Source organism: uncultured Parasphingorhabdus sp., from assembly GCF_963975735.1.
Taxonomy (GTDB): Bacteria; Pseudomonadota; Alphaproteobacteria; order Sphingomonadales; family Sphingomonadaceae; genus Parasphingorhabdus.
This window is the reverse complement of sequence record NZ_CAXBIA010000001.1, coordinates 241,641-264,042: the sequence shown is the minus strand read 5'-3', so window position 1 is coordinate 264,042 and position 22,402 is coordinate 241,641. Positions and strand designations below refer to the sequence as shown.

General features: G+C 58.2%; 22 protein-coding genes. 9 read left to right on the top strand and 13 right to left on the bottom strand.

The window, feature by feature from the left end:
- Positions 1-3 precede the first annotated feature (3 nt).
- Positions 4-1,656 (bottom strand): chaperonin GroEL, encoded by a 1,653-nt coding sequence (groL, locus tag AACZ86_RS01300; RefSeq protein ID WP_339688830.1) that lies wholly within the window; start codon positions 1,654-1,656, stop codon positions 4-6.
- A 47-nt stretch (positions 1,657-1,703) separates the two neighbouring features.
- Positions 1,704-1,994 carry a co-chaperone GroES gene (locus AACZ86_RS01295; protein ID WP_335653752.1) on the bottom strand — a complete coding sequence of 97 codons (291 nt, stop codon included), beginning with the start codon at positions 1,992-1,994 and terminating at the stop codon, positions 1,704-1,706.
- A 326-nt stretch (positions 1,995-2,320) separates the two neighbouring features.
- On the opposite strand from AACZ86_RS01295, the gene AACZ86_RS01290 reads away from it, so the two are divergent.
- The 7 genes from AACZ86_RS01290 to sppA are packed head-to-tail and all read left to right on the top strand — an operon-like array spanning position 2,321 to position 7,836.
- A complete protein-coding gene (locus AACZ86_RS01290) occupies positions 2,321-2,614 on the top strand; it encodes a DUF2282 domain-containing protein (protein WP_339688825.1) in 294 nt (97 codons plus the stop codon).
- 18 nt (positions 2,615-2,632) lie between these two features.
- The gene (locus tag AACZ86_RS01285) at positions 2,633-3,547 is read left to right on the top strand and encodes a DUF692 domain-containing protein (RefSeq protein ID WP_339688823.1); all 915 of its coding nucleotides are present in this window, start codon (positions 2,633-2,635) and stop codon (positions 3,545-3,547) included.
- Positions 3,531-4,259: a putative DNA-binding domain-containing protein gene (locus tag AACZ86_RS01280; RefSeq protein WP_339688822.1), complete on the top strand. Its 729-nt coding sequence runs from the start codon at positions 3,531-3,533 to the stop codon at positions 4,257-4,259. Before AACZ86_RS01285 ends, AACZ86_RS01280 begins: the two co-directional genes overlap by 17 nt.
- A gap of 8 nt (positions 4,260-4,267) precedes the next feature.
- Positions 4,268-4,705 (top strand): DoxX family protein, encoded by a 438-nt coding sequence (locus AACZ86_RS01275; RefSeq protein WP_339689360.1) that lies wholly within the window; start codon positions 4,268-4,270, stop codon positions 4,703-4,705.
- Positions 4,706-4,709: 4 nt separating this feature from the next.
- Complete coding sequence (locus AACZ86_RS01270) at positions 4,710-5,234, top strand: sigma-70 family RNA polymerase sigma factor (RefSeq protein WP_339688821.1); 525 nt, start codon at positions 4,710-4,712, stop codon at positions 5,232-5,234.
- Between the two features lie 31 nt (positions 5,235-5,265).
- On the top strand, positions 5,266-5,889 hold the full coding sequence (locus AACZ86_RS01265) for a DUF1109 domain-containing protein (protein WP_339688819.1): 624 nt from the start codon (positions 5,266-5,268) through the stop codon (positions 5,887-5,889).
- Between the two features lie 57 nt (positions 5,890-5,946).
- A complete protein-coding gene (sppA, locus tag AACZ86_RS01260; protein WP_339688818.1) occupies positions 5,947-7,836 on the top strand; it encodes a signal peptide peptidase SppA in 1,890 nt (629 codons plus the stop codon).
- Here the strand turns inward: sppA and AACZ86_RS01255 are convergent.
- The 8 genes from AACZ86_RS01255 to mdh form a co-directional block, all read right to left on the bottom strand.
- Positions 7,809-8,441: a trimeric intracellular cation channel family protein gene (locus tag AACZ86_RS01255; RefSeq protein ID WP_339688817.1), complete on the bottom strand. Its 633-nt coding sequence runs from the start codon at positions 8,439-8,441 to the stop codon at positions 7,809-7,811. The genes sppA and AACZ86_RS01255 overlap by 28 nt on opposite strands.
- A complete protein-coding gene (locus tag AACZ86_RS01250) occupies positions 8,438-9,118 on the bottom strand; it encodes a PepSY domain-containing protein (protein ID WP_339688816.1) in 681 nt (226 codons plus the stop codon). The genes AACZ86_RS01255 and AACZ86_RS01250 overlap by 4 nt, the downstream gene beginning before the upstream one ends.
- Positions 9,115-9,936: a hypothetical protein gene (locus AACZ86_RS01245; RefSeq protein WP_339688815.1), complete on the bottom strand. Its 822-nt coding sequence runs from the start codon at positions 9,934-9,936 to the stop codon at positions 9,115-9,117. Before AACZ86_RS01245 ends, AACZ86_RS01250 begins: the two co-directional genes overlap by 4 nt.
- 4 nt (positions 9,937-9,940) lie before the next feature.
- On the bottom strand, positions 9,941-11,347 hold the full coding sequence (gene lpdA / locus AACZ86_RS01240; RefSeq protein WP_339688813.1) for a dihydrolipoyl dehydrogenase: 1,407 nt from the start codon (positions 11,345-11,347) through the stop codon (positions 9,941-9,943).
- A gap of 62 nt (positions 11,348-11,409) precedes the next feature.
- Positions 11,410-12,636 carry a 2-oxoglutarate dehydrogenase complex dihydrolipoyllysine-residue succinyltransferase gene (odhB, locus tag AACZ86_RS01235; RefSeq protein ID WP_339688811.1) on the bottom strand — a complete coding sequence of 409 codons (1,227 nt, stop codon included), beginning with the start codon at positions 12,634-12,636 and terminating at the stop codon, positions 11,410-11,412.
- Positions 12,637-12,698: 62 nt separating this feature from the next.
- Positions 12,699-15,482, bottom strand: coding sequence for a 2-oxoglutarate dehydrogenase E1 component (locus AACZ86_RS01230; protein ID WP_339688810.1), 2,784 nt, complete (start codon positions 15,480-15,482; stop codon positions 12,699-12,701).
- Between the two features lie 53 nt (positions 15,483-15,535).
- On the bottom strand, positions 15,536-16,426 hold the full coding sequence (gene sucD / locus AACZ86_RS01225; protein WP_339688809.1) for a succinate--CoA ligase subunit alpha: 891 nt from the start codon (positions 16,424-16,426) through the stop codon (positions 15,536-15,538).
- A gap of 103 nt (positions 16,427-16,529) precedes the next feature.
- Entirely contained in the window at positions 16,530-17,492 is a 963-nt protein-coding gene (gene mdh / locus AACZ86_RS01220; RefSeq protein WP_339688808.1) for a malate dehydrogenase, read from the bottom strand.
- Positions 17,493-17,832: 340 nt separating this feature from the next.
- On the opposite strand from mdh, the gene AACZ86_RS01215 reads away from it, so the two are divergent.
- On the top strand, positions 17,833-18,927 hold the full coding sequence (locus tag AACZ86_RS01215) for a hypothetical protein (RefSeq protein ID WP_339688806.1): 1,095 nt from the start codon (positions 17,833-17,835) through the stop codon (positions 18,925-18,927).
- Complete coding sequence (locus tag AACZ86_RS01210) at positions 18,924-19,964, top strand: phosphotransferase (RefSeq protein WP_339688804.1); 1,041 nt, start codon at positions 18,924-18,926, stop codon at positions 19,962-19,964. The genes AACZ86_RS01215 and AACZ86_RS01210 overlap by 4 nt, the downstream gene beginning before the upstream one ends.
- Here the strand turns inward: AACZ86_RS01210 and zapE are convergent.
- Genes zapE through AACZ86_RS01195 form a run of 3 tightly spaced genes read right to left on the bottom strand, consistent with a single transcriptional unit; the run spans position 19,961 to position 22,371 of the window.
- Positions 19,961-21,076, bottom strand: coding sequence for a cell division protein ZapE (zapE, locus tag AACZ86_RS01205; protein ID WP_339688802.1), 1,116 nt, complete (start codon positions 21,074-21,076; stop codon positions 19,961-19,963). The genes AACZ86_RS01210 and zapE overlap by 4 nt on opposite strands.
- A complete protein-coding gene (locus AACZ86_RS01200) occupies positions 21,073-21,567 on the bottom strand; it encodes a PaaI family thioesterase (RefSeq protein ID WP_339688801.1) in 495 nt (164 codons plus the stop codon). The genes zapE and AACZ86_RS01200 overlap by 4 nt, the downstream gene beginning before the upstream one ends.
- Positions 21,568-21,588: 21 nt before the next feature.
- Positions 21,589-22,371: a succinate dehydrogenase iron-sulfur subunit gene (locus AACZ86_RS01195; RefSeq protein ID WP_339688800.1), complete on the bottom strand. Its 783-nt coding sequence runs from the start codon at positions 22,369-22,371 to the stop codon at positions 21,589-21,591.
- Positions 22,372-22,402 lie beyond the last annotated feature (31 nt).

Genomic DNA, 22,402 nt, shown 5'->3' with positions numbered 1-22,402 from the left:
GGTTTAGAAGCCCATTCCGCCCATGCCGCCGCCCATGCCGCCCATGTCGGGCATGCCGCCACCGGCTTTGTCGTCTGATGGCGTTTCTGCCACAGCCGCTTCGGTGGTGATCAGCAGGCCAGCAACCGAGGAAGCGTCCTGCAATGCTGCACGAACAACCTTGGTCGGATCGATGACGCCAGCTTTGACAAGGTCTTCATAAACATCGGTCGATGCGTTGAAGCCGAATTCCTTGCTCTTCTGGTCAAGCATCTTGCCAGCGACAACAGCCCCGTCAAAGCCCGCATTTTCAGCGATCTGACGAACCGGAGCCTGCAGCGCTTTACGCACGATGTCGATGCCGCGGGTCTGGTCGTCGTTGATGCCTTCAAGGCCTTTGAGAGCAGAAGTAGCATAGAGAAGCGCAGCACCGCCGCCTGGGACAATGCCTTCTTCAACGGCAGCACGGGTTGCGTGCAGCGCGTCGTCGACACGGTCTTTCTTCTCTTTCACTTCAACTTCAGAAGCGCCGCCAACTTTGATCACGGCAACACCGCCAGCGAGTTTCGCCAGACGTTCTTGCAGCTTCTCTTTGTCATAGTCGGATGTGGTGTTTTCGATCTGGTTACGGATCGCTTCAACACGCGCCTTGATGTCGCTCTTCTTGCCAGCGCCGTCGACGATCGTGGTATTGTCTTTGTCGATCGTGACATTCTTGGCTTCACCGAGCATGTTCAGCGTAACGCTTTCCAGCTTGATGCCGAGATCTTCGGAGATCATTTCGCCCTTGGTCAGGATCGCGATATCTTCGAGCATCGCTTTGCGACGATCGCCGAAACCAGGAGCCTTGACCGCTGCGATCTTGAGTCCGCCGCGCAATTTATTGACTACCAGGGTAGCCAGCGCTTCGCCTTCAATGTCTTCAGCAATGATCAGAAGCGGACGGCCGGCCTGAACAACAGCTTCCAGAATCGGGAGCAATGGCTGCAGGTTGGTCAGTTTCTTTTCGTGGATCAGGATGTATGGATTTTCGAGGTCCGCAATCATCTTGTCCGGGTTGGTGATGAAGTAAGGCGACAGATAACCGCGGTCAAACTGCATGCCTTCAACAACTTCGAGTTCAAAGTCGAGACCCTTGGCTTCTTCAACCGTGATCACGCCTTCCTTGCCGACTTTTTCCATTGCTTCAGCAATTTTCTCGCCAACTTCGCGATCGCCATTGGCGGAGATAATGCCCACCTGGGCAATTTCTTCGGTGCCCTTGACGTCTTTCGAACGTTTCTTGAGATCTGCAACCACGGCCAGAACAGCCTGGTCGATACCGCGTTTCAGATCCATCGGGTTCATGCCGGCCGAAACGGATTTCATGCCTTCCTTGACGATGGCCTGAGCCAATACGGTAGCAGTGGTGGTGCCGTCGCCAGCAACATCATTGGTTTTCGATGCGACTTCACGAAGCATCTGTGCGCCCATATTTTCGAACTTGTCTTTCAGTTCGATTTCCTTGGCAACCGAAACACCGTCCTTGGTGATGCGCGGTGCGCCAAAGCTCTTGTCGAGCACAACATTACGGCCTTTGGGGCCGAGGGTTACTTTAACGGCGTCAGCCAGCGTGTTCACACCTTTAAGGATGCGTTCGCGGGCGTCGCGGCCGAATTTTACGTCTTTAGCAGCCATGATATTTTCCTCTGCTTAGTTGATTGAAATTATGATCGGGGAAGCGCTTACTTCTCGATAATACCGAGAATATCGCTTTCCTTCATGATGATCAGCTCTTCGCCGTCGACGGTGACTTCGGTGCCGGACCATTTGCCGAACAGGATCTTGTCGCCTTTTTTAACGTCAAGCGCTGTGGTCTTGCCGTTATCGTCTTTCAGGCCGGTGCCTACTGCAACAACTTTGCCTTCGGATGGCTTTTCTTGCACGCTATCCGGAATGATGATGCCGCCCGCGGTCTTTGCGTCCGCTTCTACGCGGCGCACCAGTACACGGTCATGTAATGGACGAAATTTCATAGATTTCCCTTTCTTGTCCCATCCAAATCTCTTCATGCCAACGGTTCGCCGCCGACCGGAAGAGCAGAATATAAGTGAATTAGCACTCTCTACTTCCGAGTGCTAACAGGCCCCATGTAATAGTTATTCATCCGTCGTCAAGGGAAAGGGCGGAAAATATTTCCGCGCATTTTTGTTGGATTTCCTGGGCATTGCGATTCGCTTCACTGCCGATCCGCGCTATTTGACAGCCGCGGTGTAACCGGATCACGGGGCTGGGCGAATGTCAGTGTGAGCCCGCTTCGGCAGGCTCGGACTGGTTCCCCCGATTTCAAGAAGGAAATATTATGTCTGCTTTGATGAAAACAACCGCTGCAGCAGCAACACTCGCCGCCGTTGCCAGCCTGTCTCTATCCGCCACCGCTGCACAGGCAGCCGGTGCCAAGGAAAAATGCTATGGCGTCGCGCTCGCCGGCAAGAATGATTGTGCGGCCGGACCGGGCACCAGCTGTGCCGGAACATCTACCACCAACTATCAAGGCAATGCCTGGAACTATGTCGCCAAGGGCGAATGTGTCAAAATCGGCGGCACGCTGACCGCGCACAAGGGCAATGCTAAACCGGTTCCCAAAAAGGGCTGAATGCGCTAAATTCCGTGGATGCCCGCAATTCCTGATCCTCACGTTTCGTCGGCCCTGCCTGTGCCGCGCTCCCTCCCTCCCATGGGCGGCATAGGCTTGAAATCGGTCCATTATAACAATGTACTCGATGACAATGCGGCGACGAAACGCCCAAGCTGGGTCGAGGTTCATCCACAGAATTACTTCGGCGATGGCGGTCCGGCACACCGCTGGCTCACTGCCATCGCCGGGGTCTATCCCCTGAGCTTTCACAGCGTCGGCTTGTCGCTGGGCAGTGCAGACGGACTCAACAGCCACGATCTGGAAAAGATCGCCGCGCTCTGTGACCGCTATCAGCCGTCGATGGTTTCCGACCATCTGAGCTGGAGCGGCAATGCCCATGACCGCTACCCCGATCTGCTGCCCATTCCCTATACCCGCGAATGCCTCGATCATTTTTCGGCGCAGATTGCCAGAGTGCAGGACCGGCTGAAACGCCCGATCCTGATCGAAAACCCGTCCCGCTATCTCAGCTATAGACAGGACGAGATGAGCGAGACGGACTTTATCTCGGCCCTATGCAAAGAATCCGGATGCGGCCTGCTGTTCGACATCAACAATGTCGAGGTGACCGCGACCAATGTCGGCCTCGACATGAACGCCTATATCGACGCCATCGATCCGGGAATCGTCGGCGAAATCCATCTCGCTGGTCATGCGACGGAACGCCATGACAGCGGCCCGCTGCTGATCGACGATCATGGCTCGATCGTCAGCGATGTCACCTGGGCTTTATATCGCCGCTTTATCGAGCGGGTCGGCCCGATTGCCACTTTGATCGAATGGGACACGGATATTCCCGAATATGATGTGCTGATGGCGGAAGTCGGAAAAGCGAATGCCATATTGGCCGATCCGCTGTCGGAGGAGCCGCGCCATGCCCTCGCTCGCTGAAGAACAGTCGCGCTTCATCGCCTGCCTGCAAAAAGGGCCAGCCCATTTTCCCGATGATATGTTTTCAGAGGACAGAGCCCGCGCGCTGCTCGGTCTCAAGGCGCACGCCAATACAATTTCCCACGCCCGGCTGGTCGCGCTCGAAAATGCGTTTCCCAAGTTGCACGAACATATGGGCCATGACAGGTTTCACAGCCTGTCACGCGACTATGTCGAACAGGACCATATCCTCTCCTGCGATCTCAACATGATCGCGGCCGGATTCGCCGATTTTCTGGAAGGCCGGAAATGTGGCGGAACCGAAACAGACCTTGCCCGCGTAGAATGGGCCTGGACAGAAAGCTATCATGCAGCGGACGCGGAACCCCTGGCGCTGGCCGATATCGCCACGCTGGACGAAGCGAGCCTGATCGGCTTTGCCATCGAAGCCCATCCTGCCATGCGGCTGATTGACCTGACCGGCGCACTGTCACCGCAGCTCGCCGAACTGGGCCCGGATACGCCTCATGCTCTGCTGGTAGCCCGCCCGGAAGCGCAGATATTATTCCATCCTCTGACCGGAACCGAATATGATATTGCCGGAAAAATAACGGATATTACAACTCTGGGTAACCTTTTGGACGCAGCGCTCGAACTGGGTGATGAAACATCCGCCATGCAGCATATCGTGACGTTGATTGAGGCAGGCGTACTGACAAAGTCCGGGGGTTGAAGCAAATGATGAAATTGATCAGAAAGCTCGTTCAAATGGTCAGCGGTTCGCTGCCCGAAGCCGTGGTCCTGCTGTTCACGCGGGTTGCGCTGGCCGGCATATTCTGGCGCTCGGCCCGGACCAAGGTCGAAGACGGCAGCTGGCTGCAGATGAGCGACACGACGGTTTTCCTGTTTCAGGAAGAATATGGCATGCCCTGGCCGGAGGTCACCGGCCTGCTGGCGACCTATGCCGAACATTTTCTGCCGATACTGATTGTCATGGGCCTGTTCACGCGGCTCGGGGCCGCCGGCCTGCTGGTCATGACTCTGGTCATCCAGCTTTTCGTCTATCCCGAGGCATGGTGGCAGACCCATATCATCTGGGTCGCGCTGGCCGGCATATTGATCGTGCGGGGCGGCGGGATATTCTCGCTGGACCGCTTGCTCGGCCACAAGTTCGGCTGAGCTGATGATCGCCAATGAAGAAACCATGCGGCTGTTGATGGTCAAGGCTCAGGGCGGCGACAAGCAATGCTATGCCAGCCTGTTGACCGAATGCGAAAAATGGCTGCGTCGCTATTATAGCCGCAAGATCAACCCGTCGGCGATCGATGATCTGGTGCAGGAGACATTGATCTCGCTGCATCGCAAGCGGGCCAGCTATGATCCGGCGAGGGCGTTTCTGCCATGGCTGGCCGCCATCGGCCGTTACCGCTGGATCGACAGTCTGCGCAAGATTTACCGGCACGAGCATGACCAGCTCTACGAAGAAATGGTCGCCGATCCGCAGGACGGGGACGTGACCGCCAAGGTCAGCCTTGAACGCTTGCTCGGCATGATCCCGCCGAAACAGGCCGAAGTGATCGGCCTGGTGAAGATTGAAGGCCTCAGTATCAACGAGGCGGCGGCGATGACCGGCCAGTCGGAATCTTTGGTAAAAGTGAACATCCATCGCGGACTGAAGAAGCTCTCTGCGATGGTCGAAACAGAATGATGATAGAAGAGTGTAAATGATGTCAGACAAGATGATAGATCGCCTCGTCGACGACTTGACGCCGGTTAAACCGTTGAAAGCCCGGGACGGGCTCGCGCTTACCTTGATGACCGCCGCGGCATTTGCCGCGCTGATTGCCGTGTTTGGCGGAATCCGCGGTGATATATTGATGGGTATTCCGGATCCGATGTTCTTCCTGCGGGGCGGGGCCTTGCTCCTGCTCGGCCTGACCAGCAGCTACGCCGTCATTGCGATGAGCCAGCCCGCTGTCGGCAACAGTTTCAAAGGCTGGGTCTGGGCCTTATTTGCCGCTTTGCTGTTTCCTGCGACGGCCGCCGTCATGGCCATGATAGCCGCACCGGACAATATGTCGATATTCGTGCCGCGCTATGGCGTCGAATGCCTCGCTATCAGCATATTCGTGGGTACGGGCATAGCCGCAGCACAGGTTTTCTGGCTTCGCCGTGGCGCACCGGTCGCACTGGACCGCGCAGGCTGGCTCATCGGTATGTCCTCCGGCGCTCTGGGTGCGGCCGCCTACAGCCTGCACTGCCCGTTCAACAGCATATTCTATATCGGACTCTGGTACTCGCTGGCGGTAGCCATCTGCGCAATTCTCGGCCGGCTGATCGTCCCCCGTCTTATCCGCTGGTAATATCCTGTCCCGATCCCATATAGGTGGGGTCAATCCGGTCAAAACAGGGATATGAATATGCAATTTGCGCGAGCGGCGTGGAGATTTCTGGTCGCAATAAAGGATGGCATGGTGCTGATCGCCATGCTGCTGTTTTTCGGCGCGCTTTATGCCCTACTGTCGACTCAACCGAATAGCGGCGCGATCCGCAACGGCGCCTTGCTGCTCGATCTCAACGGCGTGATTGTCGAAGAACCGGCTGCGCCGACTTTCGAGGATTTTCTCGCCGGCAACAGTAGCGACAGCCCGCGCGAATATCGCTTGCGCGATGTCGTGCACGCCATTGATGCGACGGTCGAGGATGACCGCGTCAAAGCAATTGTCCTTGATCTCAGCAGTTTTGTCGGTGGCGGACAGACCAGCCTGACCGATATCGGCGAGGCGCTTGACCGAGCCAAGAAAGCGGGCAAGCCAATCTATGCCTTTGCCAGTTTCTACAGCGATGACAGCTACAAGCTTGCCGCCCATGCGACAGAAATCTGGATGGACCCGATGGGCGGCATCATCTTTGCCGGCCCCGGCGGCAACCGGCTTTATTACAAAGGCCTGATCGACCGGCTCGGTGTAACCGCCAATATCTATCGCGTCGGTACCTATAAAAGTGCGGTCGAGCCCTATATGCGCGCCGACCAGTCACCGGCATCGCGGGAAGCCTCGGAAGCGCTTTACGGCGTGCTCTGGGACAGCTGGCAGACCGAAGTCAAAAAATCCCGGCCGCAGGCAATCATCAAGCCGTTTGCCGAAGACCCCGCCACATTCATCACCGCCGCAGGCGGCGACATTGCCTCGGTGGCGATACAACAGAAGCTGGTCGACAAGCTTGGCGACAAGACCGCCTTCGAACGCTTTGTCGCCGAAAAGGTCGGCGCTGATGAAAAGCCCTCGCCGGACAGTTTCAAAAGCATCGACTATGACGACTTTGTGGCCGCGCACCCTCTGGATAACGACGGTTCCCCTATTGGTGTCATTACCGTTGCGGGCGAGATTGTCGGTGGCGATACCGGCCCCGGCATGGCCGCCAGCGGACGGATCGCCGAGCTGATTTACAAAGCGCTGGATGAAGAAGAAATCAAGGCTCTGGTGGTCCGGGTGGATTCGCCCGGCGGATCGGCCTTCGCCAGCGAGGAAATCCGTCTCGCGCTGCTCGAAGCCAGGAAAAAGAAGCTGCCCATCGTCGTTTCAATGGGCGACGTCGCGGCGAGCGGCGGCTATTGGGTCGCAACGGCGGGGGATCATATTTTCGCCGAGCCCGATACGATCACCGGCTCGATCGGCGTGTTCGCGGTTCTGCCCAGCTTTGAAAAAGCATTGGCCAAATGGGGGGTCACCGCCGACGGCGTCCAGACCACCCCGCTGTCGGGCGAACCCGATTTTGTCGACGGCTTCAGCGAAGACCTCAATGCCATTCTTCAGTCGGGCGTTGAAAACAGCTATGCCGACTTCATCAAACTGGTCGCCGCCGCGCGAAGCAAAACGCCGGCCGAGGTCGACACAATCGGGCAAGGCCGGGTCTGGGATGGCGGCACCGCTCGCCAACTGGGTCTGGTCGACGGCTTTGGCGGCATGACGGAAGCCCTCGCCGAGGCGGCCAAGCGTGCCGGACTGGCAGAAGGCGATTATCACGCGCAATATCTTGATCCGCAGGTCAGCCTCTCGTGGCTCCCGTTCGACGGCATTCCGTTCGTCCGGCAGGAAAGCGCGCCGATCACCGGTGTGACCGGCTGGGCCGCACAGCGCCAGAAGGCGATTTTCGGTCAGGCCATGGCAACTGCCCAGGGCTTGCTGGTCCGCGAAGACGTCCAGGCATTATGTCTGGAATGCGGAACCGGATTCCAGCGGAACACGCGCGCGTCCACCGGCTGGATCAACCGGCTGTTCGGCTATTCCTTCTCTCCGGCGCCACGATAGGCGGGTAAGGACAGACCCTTGATGATCGCCAGCGCGCGCAATGCAAATCCGGCGGCAAAGGCGATCAGTGCGGCGATAAACCCCTGCACCCCCAGCTGCACCAGCAGAACAAAGGTCGACGCAGCAAGCGCACCGGCGGTAACATAAAGTTCCGGCCGGATGATGATCGAGGGTTCGCCGGAAATCAGATCGCGGATCACCCCGCCGACACTCGCGGTAATGATCCCCATGATCGCTGCGGGGACCGGATCAATGCCCAGTTGCATCGCCTTGGCCGCACCGAAAACCGAATAGGCGGCCAGACCGATGGCGTCGAACCAGTCGACCGCTGCCGGGCGCCAGAATTTGACCGGCGTAAGCCAGACCAGCAGGGCAATGCTCAAACACAGGATCGGTACGCGGGCGTCCTGCACCCAGAAGACCGGCGCGCCGATCAACAGATCGCGGACGGTACCGCCGCCGACACCTGTGACGAGCGCGAAAAAGCCGAAGGTGACCAAGGTCTGCCGGTTGCGCGCTGCAACCAGCGCACCGGAAATCGCAAATACCGCAATCCCGAACAGGTCGAGCCAGCCAAGCGCGCTATAGAGAAAGACCGAATTCATGACACTTTCCTTCGTCTGCGCCGGGTGAACAGCATGACAAAACCGAGTATCGAACCGAGCAGAGCAAGCATGGCCGATCCGATCAATATCGGGTGGCTGGTATCTTCGCGCGTCTGCAGGTCCATGATATGCAAGCCCCACATGAAATCGAACGCCCGCCAGAATTTGGTGCGGACCGAAAGAAGCTCGCCGGTATCGGCATCGATATAGAAGCGCGCATCATCGTCAAACACCACCTGCCACGCGGGCCGTCCGCTGCGCTGATCCATCGGCGCCTTGTCGGCATCAAATCGTGTGACCGAACGGATCGCCGCGGCGTCGGACCGGGCAGCACGGGCCAGCGCATCGGCCTCGGCAGCGGAAACTGGTGGCAGCAAGGCGCCGGTCAGGGCATCCGCCCGCCGCTTGCCACCGTCGGCATAGGCAATCACCCAATAGGGGCCGGCTTCATTCTGCTGCAGGGTCAGGCTCTTGGTCTGACGGCCTTCGAGCAACGGCGCGACCGGCTTTATCGCGGCCAGCGCCGGCATCTCGCTGCGCAGATGATTGCCGCGCACGGTCTCGATCGGCTGCGCCACCATCAACAGTCCGCTGGCGGTCCAGATGATAATCGGCACCCCGATCAGCCAGCCCAGCCAGACATGCCAGCGCATGAGTTTATGATGTTTCATGTTCATGCCAGTCTGACTCCTGTCTCACGAACCGCTGATAATCCCAATGCGAGACCATATCCAACAATGGCTGTAGCACCATATCCGATAAGCGGAGTGGGATATGGTCCAAAAAGTGAGATAATGACGAAACCACCGATAGTCGCCAACGAAGCGATGAGGGGGATTTGATTCCTGAAATTCAAACCAAATAAAGGCACGACCAATGCCAGAATGAGAGAAACTGCCATAACAGCAGCGGACAATGGATCGGATTCCCAAGCATCCCTGATCACATACTCCACAAATCGAACCGGCTGTAACGGGTCAATTTTCCGCAATGTCCATAAGAAACTGAACCCGCCAATCGCCAGCATCCCGAGAGACCATTTGTCGCGCTTTGCCATCGCAAGCACCAAAACGCCTGAGAGCAACGCAAATGCGCTTGCTCTGTCGGGCTGCAATGAAACGATCAGGCTGATGGCAATGACCGTCAGTAGCGCCAATTCTCTCCGTAGGTCTGGCAAGAGCGAAATTGTCGCAGGCAGCAAAAGCAAACCGACATGCAATCTAACCGGGCCAACTGCAATCCAGCGATGGATCCCGTCAATTTCCGCGTCGCTGAACAGCGTTGCGGCAAAAAGCGCCAACGCAAAACCGGTGAAAGCGACTGCGCCGAAGCCTCGATCTAGCCGTTTTAGAAAAACAGACAGACCAATCGCGCAAGCAAGAGCCGCACCGTTGATGATCCAAAACTCACGCGGTGCACCGGCTGACAGCATATAGATGCAGCCCATCAGGACTGCGAAAGCCAAACCTGACAGACGGATCAACTGACTGGCCATCACACTACATATGAATCGGCTTGCCCTGTACCGCCATCGCCGCTTCCTTGATCGCTTCCGAATGGGTCGGATGGGCGTGGCAGGTATAGGCGATATCCTCGCTGGTTGCGCCGAATTCCATCGCCTGCGTAACCTGCGCGATCATCGTGCCGGCGAGCGACGAGATGATATGGGCGCCGAGCACGCGATCGGTTTTCGCGTCCGCGATGATCTTCACATAGCCCTCGGTATCGCGGTTGGTCTTGGCGCGGCTGTTGGCGGCGAACAGGAATTTGCCGACCTTATATTCGACGCCGCTGTCCTTCACCTCTTCCTCGGTTTTGCCGATGCTGGCAATTTCGGGATAGGTATAGACCACGCCGGGGATCAGGTCGTGATTGACGATGCCCTGCTGTCCAGCGATAAATTCGGCGGCGGCAATGCCTTCGTCCTCGGCCTTGTGCGCGAGCATCGGGCCGGGTGTCACATCACCGATCGCATAGACGCCGGACACCTTGGTCTGGAAGTCATGGCCGACCTCGATCTGGCCGCGGTCGTTGGTTTCGACACCGGAATTTTCCAGCGCCAGACCGTCAATATTCGGCTTGCGGCCGATTGCCACGAGCACGACATCGGCTTCGAGCGTTTCGCTGTCACCGCCCTTGGCCGGTTCCATGGTCAGCGTGGCTTTCTTGCCCTTGACCGTGCAGCCGGTGACCTTGGTGCCGGTGCGGATATCAAAGCCCTGTTTCTTGAACATGCGATTCGCATCCTTGCGGATATCGCCATCCATGCCGGGGAGAATCTGGTCGAGATATTCGACAACGGTCACTTTCGCGCCGAGCCGCAGCCAGACCGAACCGAGTTCCAGCCCGATCACGCCGCCACCGATGACGACCAGATGGCCCGGCACTTTCGACAGTTCGAGCGCGCCCGTGCTGTCGACCACGATCTGCTTGTCATTGTCGACTTCAATACCGGGCAACGGGGTAACCGAAGAGCCGGTCGCGATCAGGATATTTTTCGCCGTGTAGCTCTTGTCACCGACCTTGACCGTGTGCGCATCTTCAAACGCGCCACGCCCCTTGATCCAGTCGACCTTGTTCTTCTTGAACAGAAAGGCGATGCCGCCGGTCAGTTCCTCGACCGCCTTCAATTTCTCGGCCAGCATCTGCTTCAGGTCAAGCTTCGCGCCGGTCAGTTTGACGCCGAATTTCTCCAGCGCGCCGCTATGGGCTTCGTGATAAAGTTCCGACGCGTGCAGCATTGCCTTGGACGGGATGCAACCGACGTTGAGGCAGGTGCCGCCAAGCGTCTCGCGGCTCTCGATACAGCCGGTCTTCAGACCGAGTTGCGCCGCACGGATTGCAGCAACATAGCCGCCTGGGCCGGAGCCGATTATCAGAAGATCATAGTCGAAATTGTCGGTCATATTCTATCTCTCACTCCGTCATCGCCAACCTCTGTCAGCATGACGGATATTGGGTTGTCTGCTTACAAATCAATCAAAAGCCGCGCCGGATCCTCGATCGCTTCCTTCATCCGGACCAGGAAGGTCACCGCTTCCCGGCCGTCGATCAGACGGTGGTCATAGCTGAGCGCCAGATACATCATCGGACGGACGACGATCTCCCCATCGACGACGACAGCGCGATCCTCGATCCGGTGCAGGCCGAGCACCGCCGACTGCGGCGGGTTGATGATCGGCGTCGACATCAGGGAACCGAACACGCCGCCATTGGAAATGGTGAAGGTACCGCCCTGCATGTCCGCCATCGTCAACGTGCCGTCCTTGGCGCGCTTGCCGAAATCACCAATGCTATTCTCGACATCGGCAAAGCTCATCGCTTCGGCGTTACGGATGACCGGAACGACCAGACCGTTGGGCGCACTGACCGCGACCGAAATATCGGCATAATCGTGATAGACGATTTCCTCGCCATCAATCTGCGCGTTGACCGAAGGCACGTCTTTCAGCGCCATGCAGGCCGCCTTGACGAAAAAGCCCATGAAGCCGAGCTTGATGCCGTGTTTCTTGGCGAACAGCTCTTTATATTTGCTGCGCGTTTCGATCACCGCAGTCATGTCGACATCGTTGAACGTGGTCAGCAAAGCCGCCGTATCCTGCGCCTCTTTCAGCCGCCGCGCGACGGTCTGGCGCAGGCGGGTCATGCGGACGCGCTCTTCGTTGCGGTTGCCGGTCGAGGAGGTCGCCGGTGGCGTCTGCGCGCCCTTGGCTTCGCCTTTTTCGGCCAGCGGGGCCTGCTGGTTGCTCTGGGCACCGGATTTCACATATTGTTCGACATCCGCCTTGGTCAGCCGGCCATCCTTGCCGCTGCCGCTGATCTGGCTGGGATCCACACCATGTTCAAGCACCAGCCGGCGGACCGACGGTGACAGGGTGATCGTGGCATCGGGCTCGTCGGCCTTGCTTTCCGCCTTGGCCGGAGCCGGAGCAGATTTGGCAGCGATCGCCGCGCCGCTTCCTGCCTCGATCGTCGCGATGACCGCGCCGACTTCGACCGTATCGCCAACCGCAACCTGATGCGCGCCCATCACACCGGCTTGCGGCGCGGGCACTTCCAGCGCCACCTTGTCGGTTTCCAGGCTGGCAATCGGCTCATCGGCGGCGACCGCATCGCCGGGCTGCTTGAGCCATTCGCCCAAAGTTGCTTCGGTGATCGATTCGCCCAGTACCGGGACTTTTACTTCTATTGCCATAATTTCATCTCTGCTTTCGTAGCTTGTCAGGTTCCTGCCAGGACAGGAGAACTGCGCTTATTCTATTCTACTTCGTGACCCAGTGCCTCGGCGATCAGCTGCGCCTGCTGCTGCTTGTGGCGGCTTGCCAGTCCGGTTGCCGGTGAGGCGGCAGCGGCGCGTCCGGCATAGACCGGTTCGCTTGGCCCGACATCCGCCAGCGCCAGAGCTTTCTCCAGATAACGGCGGACAAAATGCCAGCTGCCATTATTCTTCGGCTCTTCCTGTGCCCAGACCATCGTCTCGAGATTCTTCATCCGCTTGAGGCGGACCACCAGAGGTTCGCCCGGGAACGGATAAAGCTGTTCGATCCGGATGATCGCGGTATTCTTGTCACCCGCCGCATCGCGCGCCTCGATCAGGTCATAGGCAACCTTGCCGGAGCAGAGCACCACACGCTTCACGTCCTTGTCGGCCGGCGGATTGGTGTCGGACAATATTCGCATGAAATGATGGTCGCCCTGGAAATCCTCGGCGTTCGATACCGCGAGCTTGTGCCGCAACAGCGACTTCGGCGTCATGATGATCAAAGGTTTGCGGAACGACCGCAGCATTTGCCGGCGCAGCACGTGGAAATAATTGGCCGGGGTGGTGATATTGGCGACCTGGATATTATCCTGCGCGCAAAGCTGCAGGAACCGTTCCAGCCGGGCCGAACTATGTTCCGGGCCCTGGCCTTCATAGCCATGGGGAAGCAGCATCACCAAGCCGTTGGCCCGCAGCCATTTGGCTTCGCCCGAGGCAATGAACTGGTCGATCATGATCTGCGCGCCATTGGCGAAATCGCCAAATTGCGCTTCCCACAATACCAGTGTTTTCGGATCGGCACCGGCATAGCCATATTCGAAGCCGAGCACGCCATATTCGGAAAGCGGACTGTCGAGCACTTCAAACCGGCCATGGCGAACCGTGCTCAGAGGCACATATTTTTCTTCCGTGTCCTGATCGACCCATACGGCGTGGCGCTGGGAAAATGTCCCGCGTCCGCTGTCCTGGCCGGACAGGCGGACATTATAGCCTTCCGAGACCAGCGCGCCATAAGCCAGCGCTTCGCCGGTTGCCCAGTCGAAATTCTCGCCGCTCTTGAACATCGTCGCCTTGGCTTCGAGCACCCGGCCCAATGTCTTGTGGATCCGAAGGCCTTCGGGGACCGTAGTCAGTGTCCGCCCCAGACTGTCGAACAATTTTGTGTCAATCGCGGTGTCGACATTGCGACGTGCGGTTTCCGGATCGGCCGGAATATGCAGCCCCTGCCAGCGACCGCCAAACCAGTCGGCCTTGTCGGCTTTATAGGTTGCCGCCGCCTGAAATTCGGTTTCGAGATGATCGGCAAAGGCGCCACGCGTATCATCCGCCCATTTCGCGTCGATCACGCCTTCGGCAACCAGCCGCTCTTCGTACAGCTTGCTGACCTTGGGATGTTTCTTGATCGCGGCATACATAATTGGCTGGGTAAAGCTCGGTTCGTCGCCTTCATTGTGACCAAAGCGGCGATAGCACCACATGTCGATCACGATATCCCGGCCAAAGCGCTGGCGGAATTCGATCGCGATCTTGCAGGCGAAGGTCACCGCTTCGGGATCGTCGCCGTTGACGTGGAATATCGGTGCTTGAACACCCTTGGCGACATCCGAAGGATAAGGCGAGGAGCGCGCGAATTGCGGGCTGGTGGTAAAGCCGATCTGGTTGTTGATCACGAAATGGATGCAACCGCCCGTGTTGTAACCGCGGATGCCGGAGAAGCCGAGGCATTCCCAGACGATACCCTGGCCGGCAAAGGCGGCGTCGCCGTGGATCAGCACCGGCAACACCTGATCATGTTTTTCAAGATCGTCGCGCGCTACCTGTTGCGCGCGGACCTTGCCAAGCACCACCGGATCCACCGCTTCGAGATGCGACGGATTGGGCACCAGGCTCATATGGACATTGATGCCGTCAAATTCGCGGTCGGTGCTGGTGCCGAGATGATATTTCACATCGCCAGAGCCGCCGACATCGTCAGGATTGGCCGAGCCGCCGTGGAATTCGTGGAAGATAACCTTATAGGGCTTGGCCATCACATTGGCGAGAATGTTCAGGCGGCCGCGATGGGCCATGCCATAGACAATGTCGCGGACGCCGGACTGGCCGCCATATTTGATGACATTTTCCAGCGCCGGCAGCATCGATTCACCGCCATCCAGACCAAAACGCTTGGTCCCGACATATTTCTTGCCGAGGAAATTTTCATATTCCTCGCCTTCGATGACCTTGTTGAGAATCGCCTTCTTGCCTTCCGGCGTGAAGTGGATTTCAGCATCCTTGCCTTCCATCCGGTCCTGCAAGAAGCGCCGTTCCTCGATATCGGCGATATGCATATATTCGAGGCCGACCGGGCCACAATAATTGGCCCGCAACACCGCTTCGATCTCGCGGACGGTCGCTGTCTGGAAGCCGAGCACGCCGCCCAGAAAAATCGGCTTGTCCATCGATTCTGCGGTAAAGCCGTGAAATTCGGGAGTCAGATCAGCCGGTTCCTCAAGCTTGGACAGGCCCAGAGGATCAAGATTGGCGCCCAGATGCCCGCGCACCCGATAGGTACGGATCAACATCATCGCCCGAATTGAATTTTCCGCCGCCCGCGCAACTTCAGCGTCAGACATCGACTTGCCGGACTTCTCGGCGGCTGCCTTGATCTCGACACCCATTTGCGTGGGATCGAGCGCGCTGTTCAGCTCGTCGGCATCATCAATCGGCCAGTGCTTCCGCTGCCAGCTCGGGCCGGCTTCTTTTTCGGATTGGAGAAACTCTTGACCTTCAAAACCCATGATCATTTCCTTGGGGGAGGGTGGCCCTCTGCACTGGCAGAGGGCCCAGTAATCTAGACCAGCTCTTTCAGCATCGCGTCCAATGTCGTGCCCAGTTCGCTTGGCGAAGGCGACACGCGGATACCCGCCGCTTCCATCGCCGCGATCTTGTCTTCCGCGCCGCCCTTGCCGCCGGAAACAATCGCGCCAGCGTGGCCCATGCGGCGTCCCGGAGGAGCCGTGAGGCCAGCGATGAAGCCCACTGTAGGCTTCGAACGGCCCTTCTTCGCTTCATCCGCCAGGAATTGCGCCGCTTCTTCTTCCGCGCTGCCGCCGATTTCACCGATCATGATGATCGACTTGGTTTCGTCGTCGGCAAGGAACAGTTCGAGCACGTCGATGAAGTTGGTGCCGTTGACCGGATCACCGCCGATACCGACGGCCGTGGTCTGGCCGAGGCCTACCGCTGTGGTCTGATGCACGGCTTCATAGGTGAGCGTACCGGAACGCGAGACCACGCCGACCGAACCCTTCATGAAGATGCTGCCGGGCATGATGCCGATCTTGCATTCGCCGGGAGTCAGTACGCCGGGGCAGTTGGGACCGATCAGGCGCGACTTGCTGCCTTGCAGCGCGCGTTTTACGCGAACCATGTCGAGAACGGGAACGCCCTCGGTAATCGCAACGATCAGTTCGATCTCGGCGTCAATCGCTTCGAGGATCGAATCCGCTGCAAATGGCGGTGGAACATAAACAACGCTGGCAGTCGCGCCAGTTGCGTCTTTCGCTTCGGCCACGGTGTTATAATTGGGCAGACCGATATGGGTGGTGCCGCCCTTGCCCGGCGTAACGCCGGCAACCATCTGCGTGCCATAAGCTAAAGCCTGTTCCGTGTGGAACGTACCGGTATTGCCGGTCATGCCCTGGGTGATGACCTTGGTATTCTTGTCGATTAAAATGCTCATTTAACTTAGTTCCTCGTCATTCCAGCGAAAGCTGGAAACCCTGTCCCAGCGCGCTGTGTTGTCGCAAGAAATCCCGATTGTTTCGCCGGGATGACGGTTGCGCTTATGCCAGTGAGCTATCCAACGCCTTACAAGCCGCCAGCAATTCCTTCACCGCATCGACCGACACGTTGAAATTGCCCTGTGCTTCTTCGCTCAGTTCGATTTCGATGATCTTCTCGACGCCGTTTTTGCCGATGATGACCGGTACGCCGACATAAAGATCGTCAACGCCATATTGGCCAGTCAGATGGGCAGCAGCAGGAAGCACGCGGCGCTTATCTTTCAGGAAGCTTTCCGCCATCATGATCGCGCTGGTTGCCGGCGCATAATAAGCCGAACCATTACCGAGCAGGCCGACAATTTCTCCGCCGCCCTTGCGGGTGCGGTCGACGATCGCGTCGATTTTTTCCTGTGTGGTCCAGCCCATTTTGATCAGATCGGGGATCGGGATACCGGCAACCGTCGAATAAGCCGGAACCGGAACCATCGTATCGCCGTGACCGCCGAGAACGAAGGCGGTGACATCTTCAACCGAAACGTTGAATTCGTCAGCGAGGAAATGACGGAAGCGGGCGCTGTCCAAAACGCCTGCCATGCCGACTACCATATTGTGCGGCAGTCCGGAAAATTCGCGCAAGGCCCAGACCATCGCGTCGAGCGGGTTGGTGATGCAGATAACAAAAGCGTCCGGTGCATTGGCGGCAATGCCTTCGCCGACCGCCTTCATCACTTTCAGGTTGATGCCGATCAGGTCATCGCGGCTCATGCCGGGCTTGCGCGCGATACCTGCGGTCACGATGATCACATCGGCGCCGGCAATATCGGCATAGTCGTTGGTGCCCTTGAGATTGGAGTCGAACCCGTCGACCGGAGCTGCCTGGCTGAGGTCGAGCGCCTTGCCCGCTGGCATGCCTTCGGCGATATCAAACAGGACAACATCGCCCATTTCCTTGGAAGCTGCGAGGTGGGCGAGCGTGCCGCCGATCATGCCTGCGCCGATCAGCGCAATCTTGTTACGGGCCATATTGGAAAATTCTCCTGATAGAATAGAGTCGGAAAAGGATATTAACGACCGGATTAGGCCGCAATTAAGACAAATTCAACCGCATATAGCAGCATTTTACCCTCTATCTTTGCAATTGGTTCGCAGTAGCAATAATGACGGCTTGATTCCTGAAAAAATGCCGTCGCCCCTGCGCAGGCAGGGGCCTGATCCAATCTGCAGAGTCGCCCCACAGATTGGTTTGGGTACAAGCCTTCGCAGGCATGCCGACGAACCGGAAAACATGCTTCCAAATCTTCCAATCTTTTGCGTTGCAAAGCGAAATTGAAATGGCATGGTGCAAAGAAAAAGAGGATGCAACATGCTGACAAAAGGCGACGACTATCCGCTGCACCAGACACCGGAGCCGATGGCGCTATCGGGCGGCAACCGCAATTTCTACGACCGCTATTTCTTCAACGGCTATTCGCCCGACGGCAATATCTTCTTCGCCGCCGCGCTCGGTGTCTACCCGCAGCTCGATATCATGGACGCCGCCTTCTGTGTCTCGATCGACGGCAAGCAACATAATCTGCGCGCCTCGAAGAGAATGTCCAGCGAACGACTCGACCTCACCGTCGGACCGATCACCGTCACCATCGTCGAACCGCTTCAGCAGCTCGGCCTGACCGTCACCGGCAACGACAGCGCGATCAGCGCCGACATCCGCTTCACCGCCCGCCACCAGCCGATCGAGGAACCCCGTTTCATCCGCCGCGAAGGCCCGCGTCTGATGATGGACTATACCAGAATGACGCAAAACGGCGACTGGTCGGGCATCATCAGCGTCGATGGTCAGGACATAGATATCGCCAATTGCCGCGGCACCCGCGACCGCAGCTGGGGGATCAGGCCGATTGGCGCCTCGGAGTCACAGCCGCCGCCAGCCGGGGCTTTCCCGCAATTCTGGTGGCTCTGGACTCCGCTCAATTTTGATGACCATGCCTGCTTCTTCCACAGCAACGACGACGGCGACGGCCTGCCGTGGAACCGGCGCGGCGTGGTCGACGCGTTCTCCGGCAGCGCAACCGAGTTCGAACCGAAGACCATCGACCTCAGCTATCACAGCGGTTCCCGCCGGATCAAACAGGTCCGGCTCGAAACCGGCAACGGATCGCTCTCCATCACACCCCGCACCGGCGATGCCGCCCGGACATTCTATATGTCCGGTCTCGGCTATCTCCATCCGGTCTGGGGTCACGGGATGGATCATGGCGATCTCGAAGTCACCCATGATGTCATCACCCTCGATCCCGCTCCCGCGATCGACATGACCACCATCCATATCCAGGCACTGAGCGACACCGTGCTCACCGTCGATGCCGCGGAACATCGCGGCGTTGGCGTGGTCGAGCAACTGTTCATCGGCCCCCACGCGACCAGCGGTCTGACCGGCCTGATGGACCCCGCAGCATGAGCGGCCGCTTCCCCGTGCGACCGGAAGAATTCGAAACCGCATTCATCGAGCAAGTGTTCGGCGCGGCTTCCGGGTCACTCACATCCCTTACCCACGAACCGGTCGGCACCGGCCAGGTCTGCGACAGCTACCGCTTTACCTGCGACTGGTCAGGCGGCAGCCACCCCACGACCTTCATCGCAAAATGTCCCAGCGCCGATCCGGTTAGCCGGGGCGCCGCTGCGATCTTCCATCTCTATGATATGGAGGTCGGCTGGTATCGGGATGTAGCGGACCATTGCAACGCGCTCTGCCCCCAATCCTATCACGCCGACATTGCCGAAAATGAGCAGGAATTCGTGCTCCTGCTCGAGGACATGGCACCCGCGTCGCAGGGTGATCAATTGGCAGGAGCATCGCTGCTTCAGGTCGAATCATCACTGGCCGAAGCCGCTGCGCTTCACAGTTTCACGCCGGCAGCCGGCTTCGAAAATCTGCCATGGCTCCATCATGGCGAGGGCAATGCCCAGTTTCTGGAGAATAGTCTGTCCGCCGGTTACCCGCTGTTTCGCGAGCGGTTCTCCGCTTTGCTGTCACCGGATATACTGGACCTCGGCCAGCGGCTGGTCGACCGGATCGGCAGCTATATCGCCCATCCCCCGAAGCAGCAGGCGATCACCCACGGCGACATGCGGCTCGACAATATTTTGTTTCACGATGGTGGCCGGATAGCAGCTCTGGTCGACTGGCAAACCTGCTCCCTTGGCAATCCGGCCAATGACGTCGCTTATCTCATCGGGACCAGCTTTGCCGATCCGGCCGTCCGGCGCGAGCATGAAGAAAGCCTGGTTCGGGCCTATCTAGCTCTCCGATTCGATGGGCCTGATTTTGATCAATTCTGGACCGACTATCGCCGCCACGCCTTTTCCGGATTCATCATGGCGATCAATGCGTCGCTCCACGTCCAGCAAACCGAACGCGGCGACCGGATGTTCGCCGCGATGGCGGAACGACCGGCTCAAATGGCAATCGATCTGGACAGTTTAAGCCTGCTCTAGACGGCGGCTCCATGTCCCAACGCAAGATAATCATCCGATTGCATTTCAATCAATCGAGATGCCGTCCGTTCAAATTCAAAACTGCCGTCACCAGCCGGGTATAGCGCATCGGGTTCCGCATCGGCGCTGGCCAACAGCTTCACCCGATATTCGTAGAGCGCGTCGATCAGCGTGACAAAGCGCGCGGCCTCGTTGCGATTTTCCTTGGAGAGCACCGGAATGCCGACGATGATAACGCTATGATAATGGCGCGCGATCGCCAGATAATCCTGCGCGCCGCGCGCTTCCGCGCATAGCCGTTTGAACGAGAACACCCCGACGCCCTTGAGAGACTTCGGCACGGTCAGCATCCGGCCGCCCTGTACCTCTATCTCTGCCGACGGAACATGGTCACGATCCTCCGGCGGATAGTCGGTCAGGCGGAAAAAGGCTTCGCTCAGCGCCTTTGTTGCAGCCTCGCCATTGGGCACATGCCAGAGATCAACGTCCCCCAGCCGCTCGCGCCGGTAATCGGTCGGCCCATTGAGCGAAATCACGTCGAGCCTCGTCTTGAGCAGTTCGATAAACGGCAGGAAATGCTCGCGGTTGAGCCCATCCTTATACAGATCATCGGGCGGCCGGTTGGACGTGGTGACGATCGTCACCCCCGCTTCGACCAGCCCGGTAAACAGTCGCGACATGATCATCGCATCGGCACTGTTGTTCACCACCATTTCGTCAAAGGCGAGGAACCGCGCTTCGCCGGCCAGTGCCTTGGCCACCGGAATCACCGGATCGCCTTGCTCCTTCTTGCGTTCGACATTGAGCCGGGCGTGAACGTCGAGCATGAACTCATGAAAATGGGCGCGTTTCTTCCGGCGAATGTCGAGATTATTGTAAAACAGGTCCATCAGCATAGACTTGCCGCGTCCGACGCCACCCCACATGTAAATGCCCTTGGGCGCAGCAGGTTTCTTGCCAAAGGCACGCCATAAAATGCTGCCTCGTGGCGGCACAGCTTCCAGTTCCTTTTGCAGCCGGGCAAGCTGTTTTGCACAATCATCCTGATCGGCATCATGCTGGAGTTCGCCGTGCGCAATCAGGGCCTGATAGCGCTGGTAGAATGCGCTCATTGCAAATCTGTTTTCTGGCGAGGCGCCTTTTTCACGATGGCGGTAAACGAGGCCATATTATCCTGACCGTCTTCGCCCTGCACAACCAGTCCGCGCATGAACAGAAAGCGGCCGGTTTCGCGGGTAATCTCCACTTGTGCCTCGAGCGGCTCGTCCATCCGCGCAGAACCGAGGAAATGCGTCTGCAATTCCAGCGTTACGGCATAACCGGACGGGCCGAGTTGAAGCACCCGCATCGCGGCGAACAGCGAACAGTCGATAAAGCCCATCATCGTCCCGCCATGGACGGCATCGCCAAGATTGCGGTGTTTGCGCTCGGGGAACATGCGCACCCGGGCGATATTATCGTCCACTCCGTCGCCACCCCGGCGGACGACCATTTTCCCCAAGAAACTATTATAGCAATCCGGATCGTTCAGCTGCCATATATTCCAGCCCGGATGCTCGGGATCGGGACCGCTGATGTCAAAATTGCGCTCGGCTTCAGTCATGAATTGGCGCTCGCGTCCGAATCAGATTTCGCGCGAGGCGGTCATCTTCTTGATCTCGGCAATCGCCTTGGCAGGGGACAGACCCTTGGGACAGGCGTTGGCGCAGTTCATGATCGTGTGGCAACGATAGAGCCGGAACGGATCTTCCAGCTCGTCGAGCCGTTCACCGGTCATTTCATCGCGACTGTCGGCGAGCCAGCGATAGGCCTGCAACAGGATGGCGGGACCGAGGAACTTGTCGCTGTTCCACCAATAGCTCGGGCAGCTGGTCTGGCAGCAAGCACAGAGAATGCACTCGTACAGTCCGTCCAGCTTGCCACGGTCTTCCGGCGACTGCAGCCGTTCCTTGCCTGACGGCGTCGGTGTCACGGTTTTCAGCCAGGGTTCGATCGAGGCATATTGCGCGTAAAAATGGGTGAAATCAGGAACCAGATCCTTGATCACTTCCATATGCGGCAGCGGGGTGATGGTGACCTTGTTGCCGCAATCTTCGATCGCGGTAGTGCAGGCCAGACCATTTTTGCCGTTGATATTCATTGCGCAGGATCCGCAAATGCCTTCGCGGCAGGAGCGGCGGAAGGTCAGCGTAGCATCCTGCTCCGACTTCATCTTGATCAGCGCGTCGAGCACCATCGGCCCGCATTCATCCGTATCGATTTCAAATGTGTCGTAGCGCGGATTCTCGCCCTTGTCTGGATCATAGCGATAGACTTTAAACGGCCGCTTTTTCCCGCCGGTCAGGGCCTTGTGCAACTCACCGGTTTTACGGATCTTGCTATTCTTGGGGAGCGTAAAAGTAGCCATGTCTATCGGATTCCCTTGTTCTGCGGAACCG